Annotated in this window: 19 protein-coding genes; 10 read left to right on the top strand and 9 right to left on the bottom strand. The window is 59.5% G+C overall.

Annotation, left to right across the window (positions count from 1 at the left end):
- Positions 1 to 52: 52 nt before the first annotated feature.
- From ACGSLL_RS18895 to ACGSLL_RS18885, 3 genes are all read right to left on the bottom strand, one after another.
- Positions 53 to 1,651, bottom strand: a complete 1,599-nt coding sequence (locus tag ACGSLL_RS18895; protein WP_394507510.1) for an ABC transporter substrate-binding protein — start codon at positions 1,649 to 1,651, stop codon at positions 53 to 55.
- 298 nt (positions 1,652 to 1,949) lie between these two features.
- On the bottom strand, positions 1,950 to 3,575 hold the full coding sequence (locus ACGSLL_RS18890) for an ABC transporter substrate-binding protein (RefSeq protein ID WP_258450512.1): 1,626 nt from the start codon (positions 3,573 to 3,575) through the stop codon (positions 1,950 to 1,952).
- Positions 3,576 to 3,835: 260 nt separating this feature from the next.
- The gene (locus ACGSLL_RS18885) at positions 3,836 to 5,437 is read right to left on the bottom strand and encodes an ABC transporter substrate-binding protein (RefSeq protein WP_394507509.1); all 1,602 of its coding nucleotides are present in this window, start codon (positions 5,435 to 5,437) and stop codon (positions 3,836 to 3,838) included.
- A gap of 958 nt (positions 5,438 to 6,395) precedes the next feature.
- Between ACGSLL_RS18885 and ACGSLL_RS18880 the strand changes: the two genes are divergently transcribed.
- Positions 6,396 to 6,761 carry a DUF6124 family protein gene (locus ACGSLL_RS18880; RefSeq protein ID WP_394507508.1) on the top strand — a complete coding sequence of 122 codons (366 nt, stop codon included), beginning with the start codon at positions 6,396 to 6,398 and terminating at the stop codon, positions 6,759 to 6,761.
- A 171-nt stretch (positions 6,762 to 6,932) separates the two neighbouring features.
- Here the strand turns inward: ACGSLL_RS18880 and ACGSLL_RS18875 are convergent, their stop codons facing one another.
- Complete coding sequence (locus tag ACGSLL_RS18875) at positions 6,933 to 7,649, bottom strand: SIMPL domain-containing protein (RefSeq protein ID WP_090281751.1); 717 nt, start codon at positions 7,647 to 7,649, stop codon at positions 6,933 to 6,935.
- Between the two features lie 310 nt (positions 7,650 to 7,959).
- On the opposite strand from ACGSLL_RS18875, the gene ACGSLL_RS18870 reads away from it, so the two are divergent.
- The 4 genes from ACGSLL_RS18870 to ACGSLL_RS18855 all read left to right on the top strand — a co-directional run bounded on the left by ACGSLL_RS18870 (position 7,960) and on the right by ACGSLL_RS18855 (position 12,535).
- Entirely contained in the window at positions 7,960 to 9,219 is a 1,260-nt protein-coding gene (locus ACGSLL_RS18870; protein WP_208938753.1) for an ATP-binding protein, read from the top strand.
- Positions 9,216 to 9,776 (top strand): response regulator transcription factor, encoded by a 561-nt coding sequence (locus ACGSLL_RS18865; protein WP_003221630.1) that lies wholly within the window; start codon positions 9,216 to 9,218, stop codon positions 9,774 to 9,776. The genes ACGSLL_RS18870 and ACGSLL_RS18865 overlap by 4 nt, the downstream gene beginning before the upstream one ends.
- 96 nt (positions 9,777 to 9,872) lie before the next feature.
- Positions 9,873 to 11,600, top strand: coding sequence for an ABC transporter ATP-binding protein/permease (locus ACGSLL_RS18860; protein ID WP_394507507.1), 1,728 nt, complete (start codon positions 9,873 to 9,875; stop codon positions 11,598 to 11,600).
- Positions 11,601 to 11,788: 188 nt separating this feature from the next.
- Positions 11,789 to 12,535, top strand: coding sequence for a FadR/GntR family transcriptional regulator (locus tag ACGSLL_RS18855; RefSeq protein ID WP_394507506.1), 747 nt, complete (start codon positions 11,789 to 11,791; stop codon positions 12,533 to 12,535).
- A gap of 4 nt (positions 12,536 to 12,539) precedes the next feature.
- Here the strand turns inward: ACGSLL_RS18855 and ACGSLL_RS18850 are convergent, their stop codons facing one another.
- The gene (locus tag ACGSLL_RS18850) at positions 12,540 to 12,893 is read right to left on the bottom strand and encodes a hypothetical protein (RefSeq protein ID WP_394507505.1); all 354 of its coding nucleotides are present in this window, start codon (positions 12,891 to 12,893) and stop codon (positions 12,540 to 12,542) included.
- Positions 12,894 to 13,044: 151 nt separating this feature from the next.
- Positions 13,045 to 13,419, bottom strand: coding sequence for a hypothetical protein (locus tag ACGSLL_RS18845; protein ID WP_394507504.1), 375 nt, complete (start codon positions 13,417 to 13,419; stop codon positions 13,045 to 13,047).
- A 304-nt stretch (positions 13,420 to 13,723) separates the two neighbouring features.
- Here ACGSLL_RS18845 and kdgD point away from each other — a divergent pair, with 304 nt between their 5' ends.
- The 5 genes from kdgD to ACGSLL_RS18820 all read left to right on the top strand — a co-directional run bounded on the left by kdgD (position 13,724) and on the right by ACGSLL_RS18820 (position 20,465).
- On the top strand, positions 13,724 to 14,635 hold the full coding sequence (gene kdgD / locus ACGSLL_RS18840) for a 5-dehydro-4-deoxyglucarate dehydratase (RefSeq protein WP_394507503.1): 912 nt from the start codon (positions 13,724 to 13,726) through the stop codon (positions 14,633 to 14,635).
- A 74-nt stretch (positions 14,636 to 14,709) separates the two neighbouring features.
- Positions 14,710 to 16,155, top strand: coding sequence for an aldehyde dehydrogenase family protein (locus ACGSLL_RS18835; protein WP_394507502.1), 1,446 nt, complete (start codon positions 14,710 to 14,712; stop codon positions 16,153 to 16,155).
- A gap of 153 nt (positions 16,156 to 16,308) precedes the next feature.
- Positions 16,309 to 17,673 (top strand): MFS transporter, encoded by a 1,365-nt coding sequence (locus tag ACGSLL_RS18830; protein ID WP_394507501.1) that lies wholly within the window; start codon positions 16,309 to 16,311, stop codon positions 17,671 to 17,673.
- A gap of 11 nt (positions 17,674 to 17,684) precedes the next feature.
- A complete protein-coding gene (gene garD, locus ACGSLL_RS18825) occupies positions 17,685 to 19,238 on the top strand; it encodes a galactarate dehydratase (protein WP_206415495.1) in 1,554 nt (517 codons plus the stop codon).
- A gap of 285 nt (positions 19,239 to 19,523) precedes the next feature.
- Positions 19,524 to 20,465: an AEC family transporter gene (locus tag ACGSLL_RS18820; protein WP_394507500.1), complete on the top strand. Its 942-nt coding sequence runs from the start codon at positions 19,524 to 19,526 to the stop codon at positions 20,463 to 20,465.
- Positions 20,466 to 20,565: 100 nt separating this feature from the next.
- On the opposite strand, the gene ACGSLL_RS18815 is transcribed toward ACGSLL_RS18820, so the two are convergent.
- Genes ACGSLL_RS18815 through ACGSLL_RS18805 form a run of 3 tightly spaced genes read right to left on the bottom strand, consistent with a single transcriptional unit; the run spans position 20,566 to position 22,422 of the window.
- The gene (locus tag ACGSLL_RS18815; RefSeq protein ID WP_394507499.1) at positions 20,566 to 20,946 is read right to left on the bottom strand and encodes a carboxymuconolactone decarboxylase family protein; all 381 of its coding nucleotides are present in this window, start codon (positions 20,944 to 20,946) and stop codon (positions 20,566 to 20,568) included.
- On the bottom strand, positions 20,943 to 22,004 hold the full coding sequence (locus ACGSLL_RS18810; RefSeq protein WP_394507574.1) for a calcium/sodium antiporter: 1,062 nt from the start codon (positions 22,002 to 22,004) through the stop codon (positions 20,943 to 20,945). Before ACGSLL_RS18810 ends, ACGSLL_RS18815 begins: the two co-directional genes overlap by 4 nt.
- Before the next feature lie 46 nt (positions 22,005 to 22,050).
- Positions 22,051 to 22,422 carry a septal ring lytic transglycosylase RlpA family protein gene (locus ACGSLL_RS18805; RefSeq protein ID WP_394507498.1) on the bottom strand — a complete coding sequence of 124 codons (372 nt, stop codon included), beginning with the start codon at positions 22,420 to 22,422 and terminating at the stop codon, positions 22,051 to 22,053.
- Positions 22,423 to 22,460 lie beyond the last annotated feature (38 nt).

The raw sequence follows: 22,460 nt of genomic DNA, 5'->3' as shown, positions 1-22,460 counted from the left end.
TTGCGTGAGGGGAGTAGACGGCTCCCCTCAGCGTTGCGGCTAATCGGTGGGTTTAATCGATACTGACGCCCGAGAATACGTTGCGGCCGAACGGGCTGACTTTGAAGCCCTCGACCTTGGCGCTTAACGGCTGGTTGACCGTCGAGTGGGCGACTGGGGTGATCGGCACTTGCTGTTTAAGCAATTGCTGGGCCTGTTTATAAAGCACGGTGCGCTGTTCGCGGTCAGTCACGACTTTGGCTTGTTTAATCAGCTTGTCGTATGCCGGATCGCACCACATGGAGTAGTTGTTGCCGCCAATCGCATCGCAGCTGTACAGGGTGCCGAGCCAGTTGTCCGGGTCACCATTGTCGCCGGTCCAGCCGATCAGGCTGACGTCGTGTTCGCCATTCTTGGTGCGCTTGATGTACTCGCCCCATTCATAGCTGACGATCTTCACTTTCAGACCGATCTTGGCCCAGTCGGCCTGAAGCATTTCGGCCATCAGTTTGGCGTTCGGGTTGTACGGACGCTGCACCGGCATCGCCCACAGGGTGATCTCGGTGCCTTCTTTCACGCCGGCAGCCTTGAGCAGTTCCTTGGCTTTTTCCGGGTTGTAGGCGGCGTCCTTGACGGTGTCGTCGTAGGACCACTGGGTCGGTGGCATGGCGTTGACGGCCAGTTGACCGGCGCCTTGATAAACAGCGTTGAGAATCCCTTGTTTGTTCACCGCCATGTCCAGCGCCTGACGCACTTCGAGCTGGTCGAAAGGCTTGTGGCGGACGTTGTAGGCGATGTAGCCGAGGTTGAAGCCGGGCTTGGAGATCAGTTGCAGTTTCGGGTCGGCTTTCAGCGCTTCGACATCGGCCGGGCGCGGATGCAAAGTGATCTGGCATTCGCCGGCCTTGAGCTTCTGTACTCGCACCGAGGCGTCGGTGTTGATGGCGAAGATCAGGTTGTCGAGTTTGACCCGGCTCGGGTCCCAGTACTGTTTATTAGCCGTGTAACGGATGTTCGAGTCTTTCTGATAACTCTTGAACACGAACGGCCCGGTGCCGATCGGTTTCTGGTTGATGTCGCTTGGCTTGCCTTCGGCGAGCAGCTTGTCGGCGTATTCGGCGGACAGGATCGCGGCGAAGCTCATGGCGATGTTCTGGATGAACGCGGCGTCGACGCTGTTGAGCGTGAACTCCACGGTCAGCGGCCCGGTCTTCTCGACCTTGGCGATGTTCTTGTTCAGGCTCATCCCGTTGAAATACGGGAATTCGGTCGGGTAAGCCTTACGGAACGGCTGCTGCGCATCAAGCATGCGATTAAACGTGAACAGCACATCGTCGGCGTTGAAGTCGCGGGTTGGCTTGAAGTAAGGGGTTGTATGAAATTTCACGCCTTCACGCAGGTGAAAGGTGTACTTCAGACCATCCTCGGAAATGTCCCACGTGGTTGCCAGGCCAGGGACGACATTGGTCGCGCCCTTTTCAAACTCGACCAGGCGGTTGTACAGCGGTTCGGCGGCGTCGTTATCGGTGGCCGTCGTGTATTGCGCGGTATCGAAACCCGCCGGGCTGCCTTCGGAGCAGAACACCAGGCTTTTCGGTGCGGCGAAACTGGCGGACGACGCGGCCAGCAGGCCGGCACCCAGCAATGCGGAAAACTTCAAGGTATGGCGCATGACGCTCCCTCTTTTTAGTGTTGTTCAATGTGCCGTCGTCTCATCCACAGACGTTTTGGCGACATTGAGCTCAAACCATGACGTACGGCAAACCGGTGGCCCACGCAGAAACTGGTCAGTACGCGACGGTAGGCACCGTGCTTCTGGCAGTAAATACGTAAATGCCTTAATGCTCGTAGGAAAAGTCGACGCGCCTATACCGAAGCAATCATCTACTACGGATTTTGGTGTAGGCCTTTTCCTTTTTTCCCGGTAGAAAAAGCAACGGCGACGTCAGAAACGCCGCCGTTGCAATGCCTTACTTGCTGACGCTGACGCCGTAGAAAGAATTCAAGCCGAATGGGCTGATCTTGAAATCCTGCACGTTGGCGCGCATGGGTTGGTACACCGTCGAGTGAGCGATAGGTGTCATCGGGACTGCATCTTTGAGGACGTGTTGCGCCTGTTTGTACAGTTCGGTGCGCTTGCCCTGATCGGTCGTGCGTTTGGCTTCTTTCACCAGACCGTCGAACTTCTTGTCGCACCACTTGGAGAAGTTGTTGCCGCTGAGCGAGTCGCAGCCGAACAGCACGTTCAGCCAGTTGTCCGGATCACCATTGTCACCACTCCAGCCAATGATCATGGCCTGGTTCTCGCCACCTTTGGAACGCTTGATGTACTCGCCCCACTCGTAGCTGGTGATCTTCACTTTCAAGCCGATCTTGGCCCAGTCGGACTGGAGCATTTCAGCCATCAGCTTGGCGTTCGGGTTGTATGGACGCTGAACCGGCATCGCCCACAGCACGATCTCGGTACCTTCCTTGACGCCGGCTTCCTTGAGCAGCTGTTTGGCTTTCTCAGGATCGTACTTGGCATCTTTGATCGTGGTGTCGTAAGACCACTGGGTCGGCGGCATGGCATTGACGGCCAGTTGGCCTGCGCCCTGGTAAACCGAATCGATGATCTGCGGCTTGTTCACCGCCATGTCCAGCGCCTGACGCACGCGCAGGTCAGCCAGTGGGTTGGCTTCGTTGCTGCCCTTGACCTTGTCCATCACGTTGTAGGCGATGTAGCCGAGGTTGAAACCGGCCTGATCCGGCATCTTCAGCGCTTTGTCTTCTTTCAGCGCCTTGAGGTCGGCCGGACGCGGGAACAGGGTGACCTGGCACTCGTTCTTTTTCAGTTTCTGGATCCGTACCGACGGGTCGGTGGTGATGGCGAAGATCAGGTTGTCGATCTTCACGTCTTCAGGCTTCCAGTAATCCTTGTTGCCGGTGTAGCGGATGTTGGAATCTTTCTGGTAGCTCTTGAACACAAACGGACCAGTGCCGATTGGCTTCTGGTTGATGTCGGCAGCCTTGCCTTCCTTGAGCAGCTGAGCCGCGTATTCGGCGGACTGCACGGAAGCGAAGCTCATGGCCATGTTCTGGATGAACGCGGCATCGACTTCTTTCAAAGTGAACTTGACGGTGTGGTCGTCGACTTTATCGATTTTGGTGATGTTGGTGTCCATCCCCATGTCGGTGAAGTACGGGAATTCGGTCGGGTACGCCTTACGGAAAGGGTCGTCCTTGTTGATCATGCGGTTAAAAGTAAACAGCACGTCGTCGGCGTTGAATTCACGAGTCGGCTTGAAATACGGGGTGGTGTGGAACTTGACGCCTTCACGCAGGTGGAAGGTGTACGTCAGGCCATCATCGGAAATGTCCCACTTGGTCGCCAGCCCAGGAATCACAGCGGTGCCGCCGCGCTCGAACTGGGTCAGACGGTTGAACATGGTTTCGGCTGAGGCGTCGAAGTCGGTTCCGGTGGTGTACTGGCCTGGATCAAAACCGGCCGGGCTGCCTTCGGAGCAGAACACCAGGTTAGTCGCAGCGGATGCGAACGGTGCGGAGGCTAACAAGCCTGCGCCGACTAAAAACGGAATGACCGCGTGTTTAAGCATGTTGGCCTCATGATTTGTTGTCATTTTTTAGTAGTGAGGTACGACCTCGTGAGTCGTGCCTGCGGATACTTATGCAGGGGCCATACCCAATGCAAGATCCAGAGCGGTCGGCGGCGTCAAAGCGTGGCACGAACGTACCTTAATGTCGCATCCGTATAACTTCTGACGCATTTGACCGTTTGCGGGTGGTTTTTACGGTGCAAATCGAGCCCCAAAACAGTGCGCTGGTCACGTTGTGCGCGCTGCGTTGGGGCTCGGTGTTACCTATTTATACCCACGCCATAGAAGGGGGTGAGACCGAACGGGCTGATGCGAAAGTCAGTGACTTCCTTGCGCAGCGGCTGGAACACTGTGGAGTTGGCAATCGGCGTGATCGGCACTTGTTGTTTAAGGATCAGTTGCGCCTGTTGATACAGCTTTATGCGTTGCGCCTTATCGGTAGCCACTTTTGCCTGTTGAACGAGTTTGTCATAGGCCGGATCACACCATTTAGCGTAGTTGCTACCCTTCACAGCGGCGCAGCTGTAGAGCACGCCGAGCCAGTTGTCCGGGTCGCCGTTGTCGCCGGTCCAGCCGTAGATCATCGCGTCGTGCTCGCCATTTTTCGCGCGCTTGATGTACTCGCCCCATTCATAGCTGACGATGTTGGCCTTGATGCCGATTTTCGCCCAGTCCTGCTGGATCATTTGCGCCGACATGCGTGCGTTCGGGTTCGATGCGCGCTGCACTGTCATCGCCCAGAGGTTGATGGTTGTACCCGGCGCAACCCCTGCTTCTTTCAGTAGCACTCGGGCTTTTTCCGGGTCGTACGGGGCGTCCTTGATGTTCGGATCGTAGGACCATTGCGCGGGCGGCAAGGCGTTGTGTGCCAACTGACCGGCGCTTTGGTAAACGGCCTTGATGATCGCGGGTTTATCGATGGCCATGTCCAGCGCCTGACGCACCTTGAGCTGGTCCAGTGGTGGATGCGTGGTGTTGTAGGCGAGGAAGCCGAGGTTGAAACCGGGCTGCTTGAGCACGCGCAGGTTCGGGTCTTTTTCCATCACTTCGATATCGGCTGGGCGCGGGTAGCCGCTGACCTGGCATTCACCGGCCTTGAGCTTTTGCAGACGTACGGCCGCGTCCGGGGTGATCGAGAAGATCAGGTTATCGATTTTGACGTCTTCGGGTTTCCAGTAGGCCGTGTTCGCGACGTAACGGATCTGCGAATCCTTTTGATAGCGCTTGAATACGAATGGGCCGGTGCCGATGGGCTTCTGGTTGAGGTCGGCGGCTTTGCCTTGCTTCAACAGTTGCGCGGCGTATTCGGCCGACTGCACCGAGGCAAAGCTCATGGCGAGGTTCTGCACGAAGGCGGCGTCGACGTTGTTGAGGTTGAAGCGCACGCTGTGCTCGTCGAGTTTTTCCACCGATTTGATCGTGGTGTTCAGGCCCATGTCGGTGAAGTACGGGGACTCGGCGGGGTAGGCCTTGCGAAAGGCGTTGTCCGGATCGAGCAGGCGCTGGAAGGTGAACAGGACGTCGTCGGCGTTGAAGTCGCGGGTCGGGGTGAAATAGTCGGTGCTGTGGAATTTCACCCCTTCGCGCAGGTGGAAGGTGTATTGCAGGCCATCGCTGGAGACGTCCCATTTTGTCGCCAGACCGGGTTCGATGTCGGTGCCGCCGCGCTGGAATTGGGTGAGGCGGTTGAAAACGGTTTCGGCGGAGGCGTCGAAGTCGGTGCCGCTGGTGTATTGGCTGGGGTCGAAGCCGGCGGGGCTGGCTTCCGAGCAGTAGACCAGGGTTGTGGCGGCGTGTGTGATCGGGGCTATGGCTGTTAGTGCGAGGGTGATCAATAGTGGTTTGAGGGTGAATCTTGGCATGGAGTCCCCGGGGGATTTGCTGGTTATGCTTTTCAGGGTAGCGGGGATTTGCGGGGCTTCGGAAATATCGTTTTTTGTGTTGGGGTGTCTGTCTCGGTATATAGCGGCTTTTTGTGTGTATATCCGTTGCTTCGGGTGCTGCGGCTGGCGGTTTCGCCTGACGGCGACTTACTTTTTTACAAGCGCCAAAAAAAGTAAGCAAAAAACGCTTGCTCCTACGTACGGCCCTCGCAAGCTCGGGTTCCTTCGCTCCGGGATCGATCCGGGCGCAGCGGCTACGGTTTGCTTCGCTGCACCTCCTTCCGCTGTGTCTGGCTGCGCCAGACGGTCGCTGCGCTCCCACGCCCGGATCAATCCCTGCGCTCAGCCTTCCGACGTCGCCGGTGGATCAAGATCAAAAGCAGGCGAGCTGACAATCGGCCTATTGAGTGGTGAGAAGCGACGCATGGCTTGGGATTTTCGGTGGATTCGCCCCTCACTAGCCCTCTCCCCTCGGAGAGGGAGCCGATTCGTGGGCCGTTCAAAACCTGAGTTCGACTCGGTATTGCACGTCGGCGTGGCTTTCGCATTCACCGCGGTCAGTCCCCTCTCCCTTCGGGAGAGGGCTAGGGCTAGGGCTAGGGTGAGGGTTGGCTTTTGGCTGTTTAAAACTGTGTCAGATAACCAGAACCTTCCCACAGGGTTTTCAGGTTGTCCGTCGGACGCTCGCTCTCTAGGCTCTGGGTGTCGCTGAATGTTCAGTGATCGGGTGTGAGAACCCGCTGAGCTTGAAACTGGCACCAGTAAGACCATAATTGCGGCCGGCTTATCAGCTGTCGCGATGCCTTATGGCGGCTGTGTGCGGGCAGACTTCGGTCTGGCCGGTTTTCTGCTCACCGGTTTCTCACTCCGCACATAGCTGCCACCCTTCGTCACGTGAGAAATGGCTAAGGGCGGCTCGAATTACGAGCAGATTTGTATGAAAGATAAAATTGTCCCCGACCCACCCCTTGAACCCACAACCCCTCTCGAAGACGCCGTCCGCGCCGACGATCAAATCAAGAATCGCGAAGCCATAAAGCGTGCTCTCGATTTCTATCTCTGCCCTCCACCCAGCAAACCGCATCCACCAAGCACGATGTTTCTGATCCAGCCCGACATCGACACTGAGAGCCTGCTGGCTCACGCCTGCGAATCCCTTGCTTCAGCGAACACGCTGGCCAGCGATTTCGCCGATCAGCTCAGTCGTCCGCAGCGCAATACGGCGCTGGCGATTCAGCAGATCATCATGCTGGCCGAACTGGCGGTGAATCGGGCGCTCGATCGGGTTGATCCGCAGGCTTGAGCCCGCGTCATCGTTCTTCGCGAGCAGGCTCGCTCCCACAGGTGCAATGCATTTCAAAGTATGGGAGCGAGCCTGCTCGCGAAAGCGGTGGAACATTCACCACAAATCCCCGGCATAAAAAAACCGCCGATCATTCACCGATCGGCGGTCCTTCATTCAGCCAAGTTCAATTCACTGCATCAACACTTCAATCGAGCCATCAGCCGTCATGCTGACCTGACTGGTGCCGGCTTCAACTTCTGGTGTTACCGGTGCTGAATCCATGGCTGCCGCTTTCATCATCATCGGGGCGCGCAGGTACGGTTGTGGGTAACCATTGCTGTTGAGGTTCAGGTTGACGATTTTGTAGCCTTTGCCGCCCAGGGCGTCGGTGGCCAGTTGAGCGCGGGCCTTGAAGGCGCTGACGGCTTCTTTGAGCAACTGGTCTTCGCTGGCCTTGCGGGTCGGGTCGGCGATGGCGAAGTCCATGCCGCCCATTTTCAGGTCGGTCAGCAGCTCGCCGGTGAGTTTCGACAGGGCGGCGAAGTCGGTGCTTTCCAGGCGCAGTTCGGCTCGTTCGCGCCAGCCGGTGATTTTCTGGCCCTTGGTGTCGTAGATCGGATAGCTGTTGCGGCTGCCCGTGCGCAGGGTGATGTCTTTGACTTGTTTGGCCTGGGCGGTGGCCTTGTTCATAGTGGTGCTGATGGCGGCGGCGAGTTTGGCCGGGTCGGTGTTCTGGTCTTCGGTGTAGAGCGTCACGATCATCTGATCGCGGGCCACTTCCTGGCTGACTTCGGCGCGCAGGGAAATCTGGTTGTAGTGCAGCTCATCGGCGGCCAGGGCCGGAAGGCTGGCGATGCTGCCGACGGTCAGGGCGAGAAGGGCGGCGCTGCGGCGAACTGTGTGCATGAAAGCTCCTTGAGGGGGCGCAGGTGTTGGTTCGAGCCTGCGTGAACCATCAGACTCTAACTTCTATGCTCCGGTTCGCCCAGTTACAACTTCAATACAGATGTCGGGGCTGCTGCGCAGCCATTCGCGAGCAGGCTCGCTCCCACCTTTGAAATGCATTCCCCTGTGGGAGCGAGCCTGCTCGCGAAGGCGTCCTTATAGCCGCCGAAAATGTTTTCGCCATGTGGTCGTTTGCCGCACTTTCGCCTCTCACGCCCGTGCCTTGGTTATACTCCGTGCGATCCGCCTGGAGCGCTCATCAGGAGAGCTCATGCTCGCCCCCGTACAACTGACTTCCGCCACGCGCCAGAACCTCTGGCGACTGACGTTCATTCGCACCCTGGTGCTCGCCGCGCAGGCCGGTTCCGTGGGCCTGGCCTACTGGCTGGAGCTATTGCCGTTGCCGTGGGTGCAACTGGCGATGACCCTGGGCTGTTCGATTCTGCTCTGCGTGTTCACTGCCGTGCGCCTGCGCACATCGTGGCCGGTGACCGAGCTTGAATACGCGCTGCAACTGGCCTGCGATCTGGTGATCCACAGTGCGCTGCTGTATTTCTCCGGTGGTTCGACCAATCCGTTCGTTTCCTATTATCTGGTGCCGCTGACCATCGCCGCGGTGACGCTGCCGTGGCGTTATTCGGTGATTCTGTCCGGCATCGCGCTGGCGCTGTACACGGTGATGCTGACGCGGTTCTATCCGTTGGAAACGCTGCCGGTCGCTCGTGAGAATCTGCAGATCTATGGCATGTGGCTGAGCTTTGCGCTGGCAGCGGCGGTGATTACCTTTTTCGCTGCGCGCATGGCCGAAGAGTTGCGCCGTCAGGAGGAGTTGCGGGCGATTCGCCGTGAAGAAGGCCTGCGTGATCAGCAGTTGCTCGCCGTCGCCACTCAGGCCGCAGGCGCCGCCCATGAACTCGGCACGCCGCTGGCGACCATGAGTGTTTTGCTCAAGGAAATGCAGCAGGACCATCCCGACCCGCTGTTGCAGGACGATCTCAAGGTGCTGCAGGATCAGGTCAAGCTGTGCAAGGAAACCTTGCAGCAACTGGTGCGTGCCGCCGAGGCCAACCGGCGTCTGGCGGTGGAGATGCAGGACGTCACCGACTGGCTCGACGAAGCGTTGAACCGCTGGCACTTGATGCGCCCGGAGGCCAGTTATCGCTTCCAGCGTCTCGGCCAGGGCAGCGTGCCGCGCATGGCACCGCCGCCGGATCTGACCCAGGCGCTGCTCAATCTGCTGAACAATGCCGCCGACGCTTGCCCGGAAAACCTTCAGGTCACCCTCGATTGGGATGCCGAGACGCTGACCATCAGCATCCGTGACCACGGCGCCGGAGTGCCGCTGGCCATCGCCGAGCAGATCGGCAAACCGTTTTTTACCACCAAGGGCAAAGGTTTCGGCCTGGGCCTGTTTTTGAGCAAGGCCAGCGTGACACGCGCCGGCGGCTCAGTGAAACTCTATAGTCATGAGGAAGGCGGCACGCTCACCGAGCTGCGCCTGCCCCACGGCGCCCGAGGAGACCTAACATGAGTGACGAAATCCAAGTCGAAGGCGAAGAACTGCCGCATTTGCTGCTGGTCGATGACGACGCGACCTTCACCCGCGTGATGGCGCGTGCCATGGCCCGCCGTGGCTTTCGCGTCAGCACCGCCGGTTCCGCCGAAGAAGGCCTGACCATCGCCCAGGCCGATCTGCCGGATTACGCCGCGCTCGACCTGAAAATGGACGGTGACTCCGGTCTGGTCCTGCTGCCCAAGCTGCTGGAGCTTGATCCGGAAATGCGCGTGGTGATCCTCACCGGTTATTCGAGCATTGCCACGGCGGTGGAAGCGATCAAACGCGGCGCCTGCAACTACCTGTGCAAACCGGCCGACGCTGACGACGTGCTGGCCGCGCTGCTCTCCGAGCACGCCGACCTCGACAGTCTGGTGCCGGAAAACCCGATGTCGGTCGACCGCCTGCAGTGGGAACACATCCAGCGCGTACTCACCGAGCACGAAGGCAACATCTCCGCCACTGCCCGCGCCTTGGGCATGCATCGCCGCACCCTGCAGCGCAAACTGCAGAAGCGCCCGGTTCGTCGCTGAACCTGCGCTGAACGACTATCGCCAGCCCTCGCGATCAAACGCACCGATCATCTATGATCGGTGCGTGTCTGTTCTTATCTTTATCGAGCCTTATCCATGAATCAGAACGCTGAATATTCCGCGGTCAACGATGCTGTGCGCGGGCAGTTTTTTCGCAAAGTCTGGGCGATGACTACGCCTTACTGGCGCAGCGAAGAGAAGGGCAAGGCCTGGACGTTGCTGATTGCGGTGATTGCGCTGACGTTGTTCAGCGTGGCCATCTCGGTGTGGATCAACAGTTGGTACAAGGACTTCTACAACGCCCTGCAAAAGAAGGACGAGGCGGCGTTCTGGCAGTTGATCCTGTATTTCTGCGGCATCGCGGCGGTGGCGATTCTTGGCGCGGTGTATCGCCTTTATCTGACGCAGATGCTGACCATCCGCTGGCGGGCGTGGCTGACCGAAAAGCACTTCAAGCGCTGGCTGGACCACAAGAACTATTACCAACTGGAGCAGGGCGGTTACACCGATAACCCCGACCAGCGAATTTCCGAAGACCTCAACACCTACACGGCCAACACCCTGAACCTGGGTCTCGGGCTGCTGCGCACGATCGTCAGCCTGGTCTCGTTCTCGATCATTTTGTGGGGCGTGTCGGGCAGCATTGAAGTGTTCGGCATCGAGATTCCCGGTTATATGTTCTGGTGTGCGCTGCTCTATGCGGCCGTCGGCAGCTGGCTGACGCACCTGATCGGTCGTCGCTTGATCGGCTTGAACAACCAGCAACAACGCTTCGAAGCCGACCTGCGTTTCTCCATGGTGCGGGTGCGTGAGAACGCTGAGAGCATTGCGCTGTACAACGGCGAACCGAATGAAAATCGCCGCTTGAGCAGCCGTTTCGGACTGGTCTGGCATAACTTCTGGGACATCATGCGCGTGTCCAAGCGCCTGACATTCTTCACCTCCGGCTACGGCCAGATCGCGATTATTTTCCCGTTTATCGTCGCGGCGCCGCGTTACCTGTCCGGCAAGATCGAACTGGGCGGGCTGATGCAAATCAACTCGGCGTTCGGCAACGTGCAGGAGAATTTCAGCTGGTTCATCACTGCCTACGCAGATCTCGCTGCTTGGCGCGCTACATGTGATCGTTTGCTGAGCTTCCGTCAGGCCATGAGCGACAACGAAGAGCGGGCACCGGCGATTGATGTGCAGAATCAGGGCAGCGAATTGCAGGTGCATAACCTCGGGCTGGATCTCGCCGACGGCCGTCATCTGTTGACCAGCGCCGACATGACCGTGGAACCGGGTGAGCGAGTGATGCTCAGCGGGCGTTCCGGCAGCGGCAAGTCGACATTGCTGCGGGCGATGGGGCATTTGTGGCCGGCGGGGCATGGCAACATTCGCCTGCCAGCGGCGCGTTATCTGTTCCTGCCGCAAAAGCCTTATCTGCCGATCGGCACGCTGCGCGAGGCGTTGAGTTATCCACAACCGGGCGACACCTACGCGCCGGAACGTTTTGCACAAGTGCTGGAAACCTGTCGCCTGCCGCATCTGGTTGCACGGCTGGACGAAGCCAATCACTGGCAACGCATGCTGTCGCCAGGCGAGCAGCAACGGCTGGCTTTCGCCCGCGCGCTGCTGTATGCACCGCAATGGCTGTACATGGACGAAGCGACCTCGGCGATGGATGAGGAAGACGAAGCGACGTTGTACCAGGCGCTGATCGATCAGATCCCGGGCCTGAGTATCGTCAGCGTCGGCCATCGCAGCAGTCTCAAACGCTTCCATCCACGGCATGTGCGAATTGATAGCGGACATCTGGTGGAACAGGCAATAACCGCCTGAACCGAGTAACTCTGTGGGAGCTGGCTTGCCAGCGATGGCGCCGCAACAGACGACATCTATGTTGCCTGATATAGCCTCATCGCTGGCAAGCCAGCTCCCACAGGATTTGTGTGGAAACGGAAAGTGATCGTACAACCCGCTTGAGCTATGATGGCGCCAAGCCGAACTTTCGAGACAAGATGCAAACCATGGAAAAGCTGATGGACACCCCGCGTCTCCCGCGCAAGCGCCGCAGTCTGGCTCAGGAACTGGTGACGGTGCTGAGCGAGCAGATCCGCGATGGTCTGCTCAAACGTGGTGACAAATTGCCCACCGAGTCGGCGATCATGGAAGCCCATGGCGTCAGCCGCACCGTGGTGCGCGAAGCGATTTCCCGTCTGCAGGCCGCAGGTCAGGTGGAAACCCGCCATGGCATCGGCACCTTCGTGCTCGACACGCCTAGCCCGAGTGGTTTCCGTATCGACCCGGCGACGGTCGTCACCCTGCGTGACGTCCTGGCAATCCTCGAATTACGCATCAGCCTTGAGGTCGAATCCGCCGGCCTCGCCGCGCAGCGCCGCACGCCCGAACAATTGGCGACCATGCGCGCCGCCCTTGATGCGTTGAACGAAAGCGCCTCGCATGCCAGCGACGCGGTGTCGTCAGACTTCGCTTTTCACCTGGAAATTGCGTTGTCCACCGGTAACCGCTATTTCACCGACATCATGACCCACCTGGGCACCAGCATCATTCCGCGTACCCGGTTGAATTCGGCGCGCCTGGCTCATGATGATCACCAGCACTACATGGGCCGACTGAGCCGCGAGCACGAAGAAATCTACGACGCGATTGCACGTCAGGATTCTGATGCAGCCCGTGCCGCAATGCGCCTGCATCTGACCAACAGCCGTGAGAGGCTGCGCCAGGCCCATGAAGAGGCACAGGCGCAGGGGTGATGTTTTAAGGTTCCAGGCCCACTTCTATTTCATCGGAAGTTGCTGTATTGCCACTCTGCCTGGTGACGGTGTACTTCAGGTACGCGCGATCACCCACTCTGACACCTTGGGCTAAATCCCGCTGTGGGATGTTGAAGGGAATGGGCTGCCCGACTTCACTCTCCGAGACCTCGCGCTTGTAGGTGACTGGCTTGCCGTTAGTGGTTCGGAGATCAAGCGTGATGACATCTCGAATCTCCGAGTGCAGGTATGGAGGCACCTCAGCTACGGTCGGATCGTTGATTTCGCTAAGCCTGAGCACGTTGTTTTTCGCCTCCAGGAATACAGGGTCGGCCAATGGGCTTGTTTTGTTGGTCATTTTTCAAAGTCCTTTTGTTGAACCAATGAGCAGTGGGCGCACGGTGCCCAATGGCATCCGTGCGCAGCCATTAAAGGACTGATGAATACACAGCGGCACCTGTAAGAAATACCAGTCCCGACCAATGGTCAGTCCTCAAACGCACGCCCCGTCACGCCTCGATCCGCAACCTCAACGCCTGCGAATACGGCTCCATACTCGACTCATCGCGAAACTTGTAGCGCAGCTCCACCTCGCGGCCCAGGTACGGTTGCAGCGCTTCTTTCGGCAGTTGCACTTCGATGTCGAAGAGCTTTTCCATTTCATCCTCGGCGTCGTCCCAGGCGCCCGTATCCACTTCATCACCTTCCCATTCAGGCTCTTCACCATCGCTGCCAAGGATCGCGTAAACGCTCCAGTTCGCTGCGAAATCGCTGGAATCCGGAACCTGCACAGTGAGGATCTCCGGCAGTCGCGAGAGCTGAAGCGTGACGCAGTCATCCTGAGCAGGGGCAGCATAAGAAAGGGTGGGGGCGGCAAAATGCATCGACATAACGGCTTCCTTTAAGTGGTCCGCCACGATCCTTCGTGGCAGTCGACCCACTTTACGAGCCGCTCGCCCTCAATGACTTAAACGAATCCAGACCAGATATTTCCGTGTACGGAAGCCGCAAAGACGGGCTTTGCAGCGATTTTTGCCAGAGCTCGAGCCAATCTTGTCCGACAAAAAAGCGCCGACAACGATGAAATGCAGTTGACGGTTGTCTTTTAAGTTGTACGATGACCTACAACTTCAGCCGAGGCTGAACGGTCCACTCACAATAAAACGTTGCTACCAGGGTGTTCGAATAATGAATCCACAAGAACTGAAGTCCATCCTCTCTGCCGGCCTGCTGTCGTTCCCGGTGACCGATTTCAACGCGCAAGGCGATTTCAACCGCGCGGGCTATATCAAACGCCTGGAATGGCTGGCTCCGTATGGCGCTTCGGCCCTGTTCGCAGCGGGCGGCACCGGTGAGTTCTTCTCCCTGGCGGCCAGCGAATATTCGGAAATCATCAAGACTGCCGTCGACACCTGCGCGACCAGCGTGCCAATCCTCGCCGGTGTGGGCGGTTCGACACGTCAGGCCATCGAATACGCTCAGGAAGCCGAGCGTCTGGGCGCCAAAGGTCTGTTGCTGCTGCCGCACTACCTGACCGAAGCGAGCCAGGACGGTGTCGCCGACCACGTTGAAGCCGTGTGTAAATCGGTGAAAATCGGCGTGGTCGTCTACAACCGCAACGTTTGCCGCCTCACCGCGCCGCTGCTGGAACGTCTGGCCGAGCGCTGCCCGAACCTGATCGGCTACAAGGATGGCCTGGGCGATATCGAATTGATGGTGTCGATCCGTCGCCGCCTCGGTGATCGCTTCAGCTACCTGGGTGGTCTGCCGACCGCCGAAGTCTACGCCGCTGCCTACAAGGCGCTGGGCGTGCCGGTCTACTCCTCGGCGGTGTTCAACTTCATTCCGAAAACCGCGATGGATTTCTACCACGCGATCGCCCGTGAAGATCACGCCACCGTTGGCAAGATCATCGACGACTTCTTCCTGCCGTACCTCGACATCCGCAACCGCAAGGCCGGTTACGCCGTGAGCATTGTCAAGGCAGGTGCAAAAATCGCCGGCTATGACGCAGGTCCGGTGCGTGCGCCGCTGACCGACCTGACCGGCGAAGAGTACGAAATGCTCGCCGCGCTGATCGACAAGCAAGGCGCGCAGTAATACCCGAGTAAAGCGAGGCCGCTGAGCAATCAGCGGCTTTTTGCGTAAAGGCTTTTAGAGTTGAGGGCTGCCCTGTGACAACAGCAAAACGCTACGACAACTACATCAACGGCGAGTGGGTCGCCGGTGCCGATTACTCGGCCAACATCAACCCGTCCGAATTGAGCGACAACATCGGCGACTACGCCAAGGCAGACCTGAATCAGGTCAACGCTGCCATCGACGCCGCCCGCGCAGCATTCCCGGCGTATTCCACCTCGGGCATTCAGGCCCGTCACGATTCGCTGGACAAAGTCGGCACTGAAATCCTCGCCCGTCGCGAAGAACTCGGCACGCTGCTGGCCCGCGAAGAAGGCAAGACCCTGCCTGAAGCCATCGGCGAAGTGACCCGCGCCGGTAACATTTTCAAATTCTTTGCCGGTGAATGCCTGCGTCTGTCCGGCGACTACGTGCCGTCGGTGCGTCCGGGCGTCAACGTTGAAGTGACTCGCGAAGCGCTGGGCGTGGTCGGTCTGATCACCCCGTGGAACTTCCCGATCGCCATTCCAGCGTGGAAAATCGCCCCGGCCCTGGCCTACGGCAACTGCGTGGTGCTCAAGCCTGCCGATCTGGTGCCGGGCTGCGCATGGGCGCTGGCGGAAATCATCTCCCGCGCCGGCTTCCCGGCTGGTGTGTTCAACCTGGTGATGGGCAGCGGCCGTGTGGTTGGCGAGGCGTTGGTCAACAGCCCGAAAGTCGATGGCATCAGCTTCACCGGTTCGGTGGGCGTTGGTCGCCAGATCGCCGTCAACTGCGTTGCGCGCCAGGCCAAGGTGCAGCTGGAAATGGGCGGCAAGAACCCGCAGATCATTCTCGACGACGCCGACCTCAAGCAAGCGGTCGAGCTGTCGGTGCAGAGCGCGTTCTACTCCACCGGTCAGCGTTGCACAGCGTCGAGCCGTCTGATCGTGACTGCCGGCATCCACGACAAATTCGTCGAGGCCATGGCCGAGCGGATGAAGTCGATCAAGGTCGGCCATGCGTTGAAAGCCGGCACCGATATCGGTCCGGTAGTGTCCCAGGCGCAGCTTGAACAGGACATGAAGTACATCGACATCGGCCAGTCCGAAGGTGCTCGTCTGGTCAGTGGCGGTGGTGTGGTGACTTGCGACACCGAAGGCTACTTCCTCGCGCCAACCCTGTTTGCCGACAGCGAAGCGTCGATGCGCATCAGCCGCGAAGAGATCTTCGGCCCGGTGGCCAACATCGTGCGCGTGGCGGACTACGAAGCAGCATTGGCGATGGCCAACGATACCGAATTCGGTCTGTCGGCCGGTATCGCCACCACTTCGCTGAAGTACGCCAACCACTTCAAGCGCCACTCCCAGGCCGGGATGGTGATGGTCAACCTGCCAACCGCCGGTGTGGATTACCACGTACCGTTCGGTGGCCGTAAAGGTTCGTCCTACGGCTCCCGTGAGCAGGGCCGCTACGCGCAAGAGTTCTACACGGTCGTGAAGACTGCCTACATCGGTTCCTGATACATGCAATACCTGTGGGAGCTGGCTTGCCAGCGATTCGGGCAACGCGGTGCTTCAGGCTCGCCGCGCTGATGCCATCGCTGGCAAGCCAGCTCCCACAAAGACCAAAGAATGTTTTACCCGCATAAAAATAATCAGTGGGAGTACATCTACATGCAATCGTCCAAGCCGACTCACGTCCGCTATTTGATCCTGCTCATGCTGTTTCTGGTGACCACGATCAACTACGCCGACCGTGCCACGATCGCCATTGCCGGCTCCAGCCTGCAAAAGGATCTGGGCATCGACGCCGTCACCCTCGGCTACATCTTCTCCGCATTCGGTTGGGCCTACGTGGCCGGGCAAATTCCCGGTGGCTGGCTGCTCGATCGCTTCGGCTCGAAAAAAGTCTATGCCCTGAGCATTTTCACCTGGTCGCTGTTCACCGTGCTGCAAGGCTTTGTCGGTGAGTTCGGCATGTCCACCGCGGTGGTTGCGCTGTTCATGCTGCGCTTTCTCGTAGGCCTGGCCGAAGCGCCATCGTTCCCCGGCAATGCGCGCATTGTGGCGGCGTGGTTCCCGACCGCTGAACGCGGCACCGCCTCGGCGATCTTCAACTCGGCGCAGTACTTTGCCACCGTGTTGTTCGCGCCGCTGATGGGCTGGATCGTCTACCGCTTCGGCTGGGAGCACGTGTTCATCGTCATGGGTATTCTGGGCATCATCTTCTCGCTGGTCTGGTTGAAGGTTATCCACAGCCCGCGTCAACACCCGATGGCCAATGACGCCGAAGTCAATTTCATCGCGGAAAACGGCGGCATGGTCGACATGGACCAGAACAAAGGCAAAAAAGCCGATGGGCCGAAGTGGGATTACATCCGTCAGTTGCTGACCAACCGCATGATGCTCGGCGTGTATCTGGGCCAGTACTGCATCAACGGCATCACTTATTTCTTCCTGACCTGGTTCCCGGTGTACCTGGTGCAAGAGCGTGGCATGACCATTCTCAAGGCCGGTTTCATCGCCTCGTTGCCGGCAATCTGCGGCTTCATCGGTGGTGTACTCGGCGGGGTGATTTCCGATTACCTGCTGCGCAAGGGCCATTCGCTGACCTTCGCCCGCAAGGCACCGATCATTGCCGGTCTGCTGGTGTCGAGCAGCATCGTGGCGTGCAATTATGTTGATGTCGAATGGATGGTGGTCGGCTTCATGGCCCTGGCATTCTTCGGTAAAGGCGTTGGCGCACTAGGCTGGGCGGTTGTTTCCGACACCTCGCCGAAGCAGATCGCCGGTTTGAGTGGCGGCCTGTTCAACACCTTTGGCAACATCGCTTCGATCACCACGCCGATCGTGATTGGCTACATCATCAGCTCCACCGGTTCGTTCAAATGGGCGCTGGTGTTTGTCGGTGCCAACGCACTGGTCGCGGTGTTCAGTTATCTGGTGATCGTCGGCCCGATCAAGCGTGTGGTCTTGAAAGAGCCGCCAACCAAGGGCGGTAATGAAGCCACCGGCAATTTGTCTCAAGCGCATTCCTGAGGAGCGGCGTCATGCAGTTGATTGAACATTCCGACTCGCCGCGCTACATCCGCCTGCACGAGCGGGATAACGTTGTAGTGGTGGTCAACGACCAGGGCGTACCGGCCGGCACCGAGTTTGCCGATGGCCTGGTGACAGTGGATTTCGTTCCGCAGAGCCACAAGGTCACCCTGGAAGACATTCCCGAGGGCGGCGCGGTGATTCGCTACGGGCAGATCATCGGTTATGCCTTGCAGCCGATCCGTCGTGGCAGTTGGGTCAAGGAAGATCAACTGCGCATGCCGACCGCGCCGCCGCTGGACAGCTTGCCGCTGTCCACCGACGTGCCGGACGCGCAGGCTCCGCTGGAAGGCTTCACCTTCGAGGGTTATCGCAACGCCGACGGTACCGTCGGCACGCGCAACATTCTCGGCATCACCACCACCGTGCAGTGCGTCACCGGCGTGCTCGATCACGCGGTGAAAAGGATCAAGGAAGAGCTGCTGCCCAAGTACCCCCACGTCGATGACGTGGTGGCACTGACCCACAGCTACGGCTGCGGCGTGGCGATCACCGCCACCGACGCCTACATCCCGATCCGCACCGTGCGCAATCTGGCGCGCAACCCGAACCTGGGCGGCGAGGCGCTGGTGATCAGCCTGGGCTGCGAGAAATTGCAGGCCGGGCAGGTGATGCACGAGGATGATGCCTCGGTGGATCTCAGCGATCCGTGGTTGTATCGCTTGCAGGACTCCAGTCACGGCTTCACCGAAATGATCGAGCAGATCATGGAACTGGCCGAAGTCCGTTTGAAGAAACTCGACCAGCGCCGCCGCGAAACCGTGCCGGCATCCGAGCTGATTCTGGGCATGCAGTGTGGCGGCAGCGATGCCTTCTCCGGCATCACTGCCAACCCGGCGCTGGGTTTTGCCTCGGATCTGCTGTTGCGTGCCGGGGCGACGGTGATGTTTTCCGAAGTCACCGAAGTCCGCGATGCGATCTATCTGCTGACCTCTCGCGCACAAACGCAAACCGTGGCTGAAGAGCTGGTGCGCGAAATGGACTGGTACGACCGTTACCTGGCCAAAGGCGAGGCCGATCGCAGTGCCAACACCACGCCCGGCAACAAGAAGGGCGGGTTGTCGAACATTGTCGAGAAGTCGCTGGGTTCGATCGTCAAGTCGGGCAGCAGCGCGATCAACGGCGTGCTCGGCCCGGGCGAGCGCTTCAAGCAGAAGGGTTTGATTTTCTGTGCGACGCCGGCCAGCGATTTTGTCTGCGGTACCTTGCAACTGGCAGCCGGGATGAACCTGCATGTGTTCACCACCGGGCGTGGCACACCTTACGGGCTGGCGATGGCGCCAGTGGTCAAGGTCTCGACACGAACCGAACTGGCGCAGCGCTGGCCGGATCTGATCGACATCGATGCCGGGCGCATTGCTACCGGGCGCGCGACCATCGAGGAATTGGGTTGGGAGCTGTTTCACTACTATCTGGATGTGGCGAGCGGCAAGCAACAGACCTGGGCGGAGAAGCACAAGCTGCATAACGACATTACCTTGTTCAACCCGGCGCCGATTACCTGAAACCGCGTCATCGTTCTTCGCGAGCAGGCTCGCTCCCACAGGGAAATGCGTTACAAATGTGGGAGCGAGCCTGCTCGCGAAAGCGATCCGCCAGACGCCGAATGTTTTGTGGGGCCTGTGATCGTTCCCACGCTCTGCGTGGGAATGCCTCATGTGACGCTCCGCGTCACGCTTTGGGGACGCAGAGCGTCCCGGGCTGCATTCCCACGCAGAGCGTGGGAACGATCAGGGTGAAAGTGGCTTATCATTAGCCTCCTATCGACGCTCACCCAAGGCACCCCCGGCATGCTGGCAATCTTCCTCGAAACCCTGAACATCACCGCGCCGGTATTTGCCATGCTGTTTCTCGGTGTGCTGCTCAAGCGCATCGACTGGATCAACGACAACTTCATCCACACCGCCTCGTCGCTGGTGTTCAACGTGACCATGCCGGCGCTGCTGTTTCTCGGCATTCTGCATGCGGACCTGCACGCCGCCTTGCAACCGTCGCTGCTGATCTACTTTTCCCTCGCCACTCTGGTGAGCTTCGCCGTGGCCTGGGGCTGGGCGATTTTCCGTTGCCCTCGCGAAGATCGCGGCATCTACACCCAAGGCGCGTTTCGCGGCAACAACGGCGTGATCGGTCTGGCCCTCGCGGCGAGCATGTACGGCGACTACGGAATCTCCCTCGGGGCGATTCTCGCGGCGCTGGTGATTCTGTTCTACAACACCCTGTCGACCATCGTCCTGGCGGTCTACAGCCCGGTGATCAAGTCTGACCCGTGGAGCATCTGCAAAAGCGTGTTCAGCAACCCGCTGATCATCAGCGTGATCGCCGCGGCGCCGTTTGCTTATTTCAAGATCGGTCTGCCGGGCTGGCTGGAGACCTCGGGCCAGTATCTGGCGCAGACCACGCTTCCACTGGCGTTGATCTGCATCGGTGGCACGCTGTCGCTGGCAGCGCTGCGCAAGAGCGGCAAGCTGGCGCTCAGTTCCAGTCTGGTGAAAATGGTCGGCTTGCCTGTGCTGGCGACGCTGGGCGCGTGGCTATGGGGCTTTCGTGGGGCGGAGTTGGGGATTCTGTTTCTCTACTTCGGTAGTCCGACGGCAGCGGCGAGTTTCGTCATGGCGCGAGCGGCGCAGGGCAATCATGAATTGGCGGCGGCGATCATCGTGATGACCACGTTGATGGCGGCGATTACCACCAATGTCGGGATTTTTGTGTTGCAGTGGGGCGGATGGATCTGACCAAAGATATGCAGTGTCTGGCAGGACCTCTTCGCGAGCAGGCTCGCTCCCACATTGGAATGCATTTCAAATGTGGGAGCGAGCCTGCTCGCGAAGGCGGTCACTCAGGCTTCTGGTAGCTATCAATCACTTCCTGCGCCGCGCGAAACGCGTCGATCGCCGCCGGTACGCCGGCATACACCGCGCAATGCAGTAGCGCCTCGCGAATCTCGTCCACCGTACAGCCATTGTTCAGCGCGCCGCGCACATGGCCCTTCAATTCCTGCGGGCACTTCAGTGCGGTCAGCGCAGCGAGGGTGATCAGGCTGCGGGTTTTCAGCGGCAGGCCTTCACGATTCCACACCCCGCCCCAGGCATGCTCATTGACGAAATCCTGCAACGGCTGGGTGAACTCGGTGGCGTTGCCCAGCGCGCGATCGACGAACGCGTCGCCCATTACCTGACGGCGGATTTCAACTCCGGACTGCTTCGATTCGGTCATGGCATATCCTTCTTGTAATGTTGGCGGCGCCAGGCGCGTATCGACGTGAACAACAGGAATATCAACAGCGGCGGCAAGACGTAAAACAGCATCAGTCGCTCAAGTCGGCCGGCCAGCGGCATGCCGGTGGTGAACGACACCACGTGCAGCCCGTAGACCAGATACAAACCGAGCAACAGCAAACCTTCGGCGCGGGTAACGCGGTAGCCGGAATAGAACACCGGCAGGCACAGCGCCGCAACTCCGAGCATCACCGGCAGGTCGAAATCCAGCGCGTTCGGCGAGACCGACAGTGGTGTCGGTGCGATCAGCGCGGTGAGGCCCAGCACGCCAAGCAGGTTGAACAGGTTGGCGCCGATCACGTTGCCGACGGCGATGTCGCGTTGCCCGCGCAGTGCGGCGATCAATGAGGTGGCCAGTTCCGGCAACGAAGTACCGACCGCGACCACAGTCAGGCCGATCACCCGCTCGGAGAAACCCAGGTCGGTGGCAACCACGACGGCGGCGCCCAGCAACAGATGCCCGGCAAACACCAGCATCGCCAGCCCGACGCTGATCATCAGCAAACTGCCGAACCACGACGCCTGGGCGACGTCAGGTTGCTCGGAATGCGGCCGTGTCGAGTGACGTGACTGGCGCAACAGCAGGCCGAGGTACAGCGCTAAAGCAGCCAGCAACAAGATGCCGTCGAAGCGCCCGATCTCTTTGTTCCAGGCCAACAGAAACACCAGCAGGCTGGCGCCGATCATCAGCGGAATATCAAGTCGCACCAGTTGGCGCGAAACGCGCAGCGGAATGATCAGTGCCGACAGTCCGAGCGTGACGAGGATGTTGAAGATGCTGCTGCCGACCACGCTGCCGACGGCGATGTCCGGGTTGTGCGCCACCGCTGCCTGCAGGCTGACGGCCATTTGCGGTGCGCTGCTGCCGAGGGCGACGATGGTCAGCCCGATGATCAGCGGGCGTACATGCAGACGTGCCGCCAGGCGCACCGCCGCGCGCACCATCAGTTCGGCACCGAAGATCAGCAGGCACAGGCCGGCGACGAGTTCGATCAGGCTGATCAGGGGCAGGTCGGCTAATCCGAAAATGGTCAGCGCTCCATTAATCGAGGGCCTGTACGCGAACCCGCGCGGTGCCGCTGCGCAGCATGCCGATCTGCTCGGCGGCCTCGCGCGACAAGTCGATGATCCGGCCGCGGGTGTGCGGGCCGCGGTCGTTGATGCGGACCACGACCGATTCATCGTTTTTCAGGTTGGTGACTTTCACTCGTGTGCCGAAGGGCAACTGGCGGTGGGCGGCAGTCAGGGAATGCTGGTTGAACGCTTCGCCGCTGGCGGTGCGTTTACCGTGGTGTCTGGCTCCGTAATAGGAGGCGACGCCGCTCTGGTCGTAACCGTGCGGGTCGATGGTGTCGGTGCTGGCGCAACCGGCCAGCAGAGAGAGCAGGGCATAACTGGCGAACAAACGCTTCATTCAAGGTTTCCCGAATACAAATGTGGGAGCGAGCCTGC

The sequence above is a fragment of the Pseudomonas retamae genome (assembly GCF_043496865.1).
GTDB classification, from domain to species: Bacteria; Pseudomonadota; Gammaproteobacteria; order Pseudomonadales; family Pseudomonadaceae; genus Aquipseudomonas; species Aquipseudomonas retamae.
This window is presented reverse-complemented; position numbering and strand designations above follow the sequence as displayed.

Excerpts from the sequence above, each read along its gene's own strand:
- garD (WP_206415495.1), top strand. The coding sequence starts at position 17,685 with ATGCAGTTGATTGAACATTCCGACTCGCCGCGCTACATCCGCCTGCAC.
- ACGSLL_RS18875 (WP_090281751.1), bottom strand. The coding sequence starts at position 7,649 with ATGCACACAGTTCGCCGCAGCGCCGCCCTTCTCGCCCTGACCGTCGGC.
- kdgD (WP_394507503.1), top strand. The coding sequence starts at position 13,724 with ATGAATCCACAAGAACTGAAGTCCATCCTCTCTGCCGGCCTGCTGTCG.
- ACGSLL_RS18850 (WP_394507505.1), bottom strand. The coding sequence starts at position 12,893 with ATGACCAACAAAACAAGCCCATTGGCCGACCCTGTATTCCTGGAGGCG.
- ACGSLL_RS18855 (WP_394507506.1), top strand. The coding sequence starts at position 11,789 with ATGGAAAAGCTGATGGACACCCCGCGTCTCCCGCGCAAGCGCCGCAGT.
- ACGSLL_RS18865 (WP_003221630.1), top strand. The coding sequence starts at position 9,216 with ATGAGTGACGAAATCCAAGTCGAAGGCGAAGAACTGCCGCATTTGCTG.
- ACGSLL_RS18815 (WP_394507499.1), bottom strand. The coding sequence starts at position 20,946 with ATGACCGAATCGAAGCAGTCCGGAGTTGAAATCCGCCGTCAGGTAATG.
- ACGSLL_RS18860 (WP_394507507.1), top strand. The coding sequence starts at position 9,873 with ATGAATCAGAACGCTGAATATTCCGCGGTCAACGATGCTGTGCGCGGG.
- ACGSLL_RS18885 (WP_394507509.1), bottom strand. The coding sequence starts at position 5,437 with ATGCCAAGATTCACCCTCAAACCACTATTGATCACCCTCGCACTAACA.
- ACGSLL_RS18820 (WP_394507500.1), top strand. The coding sequence starts at position 19,524 with ATGCTGGCAATCTTCCTCGAAACCCTGAACATCACCGCGCCGGTATTT.
- ACGSLL_RS18845 (WP_394507504.1), bottom strand. The coding sequence starts at position 13,419 with ATGCATTTTGCCGCCCCCACCCTTTCTTATGCTGCCCCTGCTCAGGAT.
- ACGSLL_RS18890 (WP_258450512.1), bottom strand. The coding sequence starts at position 3,575 with ATGCTTAAACACGCGGTCATTCCGTTTTTAGTCGGCGCAGGCTTGTTA.
- ACGSLL_RS18895 (WP_394507510.1), bottom strand. The coding sequence starts at position 1,651 with ATGCGCCATACCTTGAAGTTTTCCGCATTGCTGGGTGCCGGCCTGCTG.
- ACGSLL_RS18880 (WP_394507508.1), top strand. The coding sequence starts at position 6,396 with ATGAAAGATAAAATTGTCCCCGACCCACCCCTTGAACCCACAACCCCT.
- ACGSLL_RS18805 (WP_394507498.1), bottom strand. The coding sequence starts at position 22,422 with ATGAAGCGTTTGTTCGCCAGTTATGCCCTGCTCTCTCTGCTGGCCGGT.
- ACGSLL_RS18870 (WP_208938753.1), top strand. The coding sequence starts at position 7,960 with ATGCTCGCCCCCGTACAACTGACTTCCGCCACGCGCCAGAACCTCTGG.
- ACGSLL_RS18830 (WP_394507501.1), top strand. The coding sequence starts at position 16,309 with ATGCAATCGTCCAAGCCGACTCACGTCCGCTATTTGATCCTGCTCATG.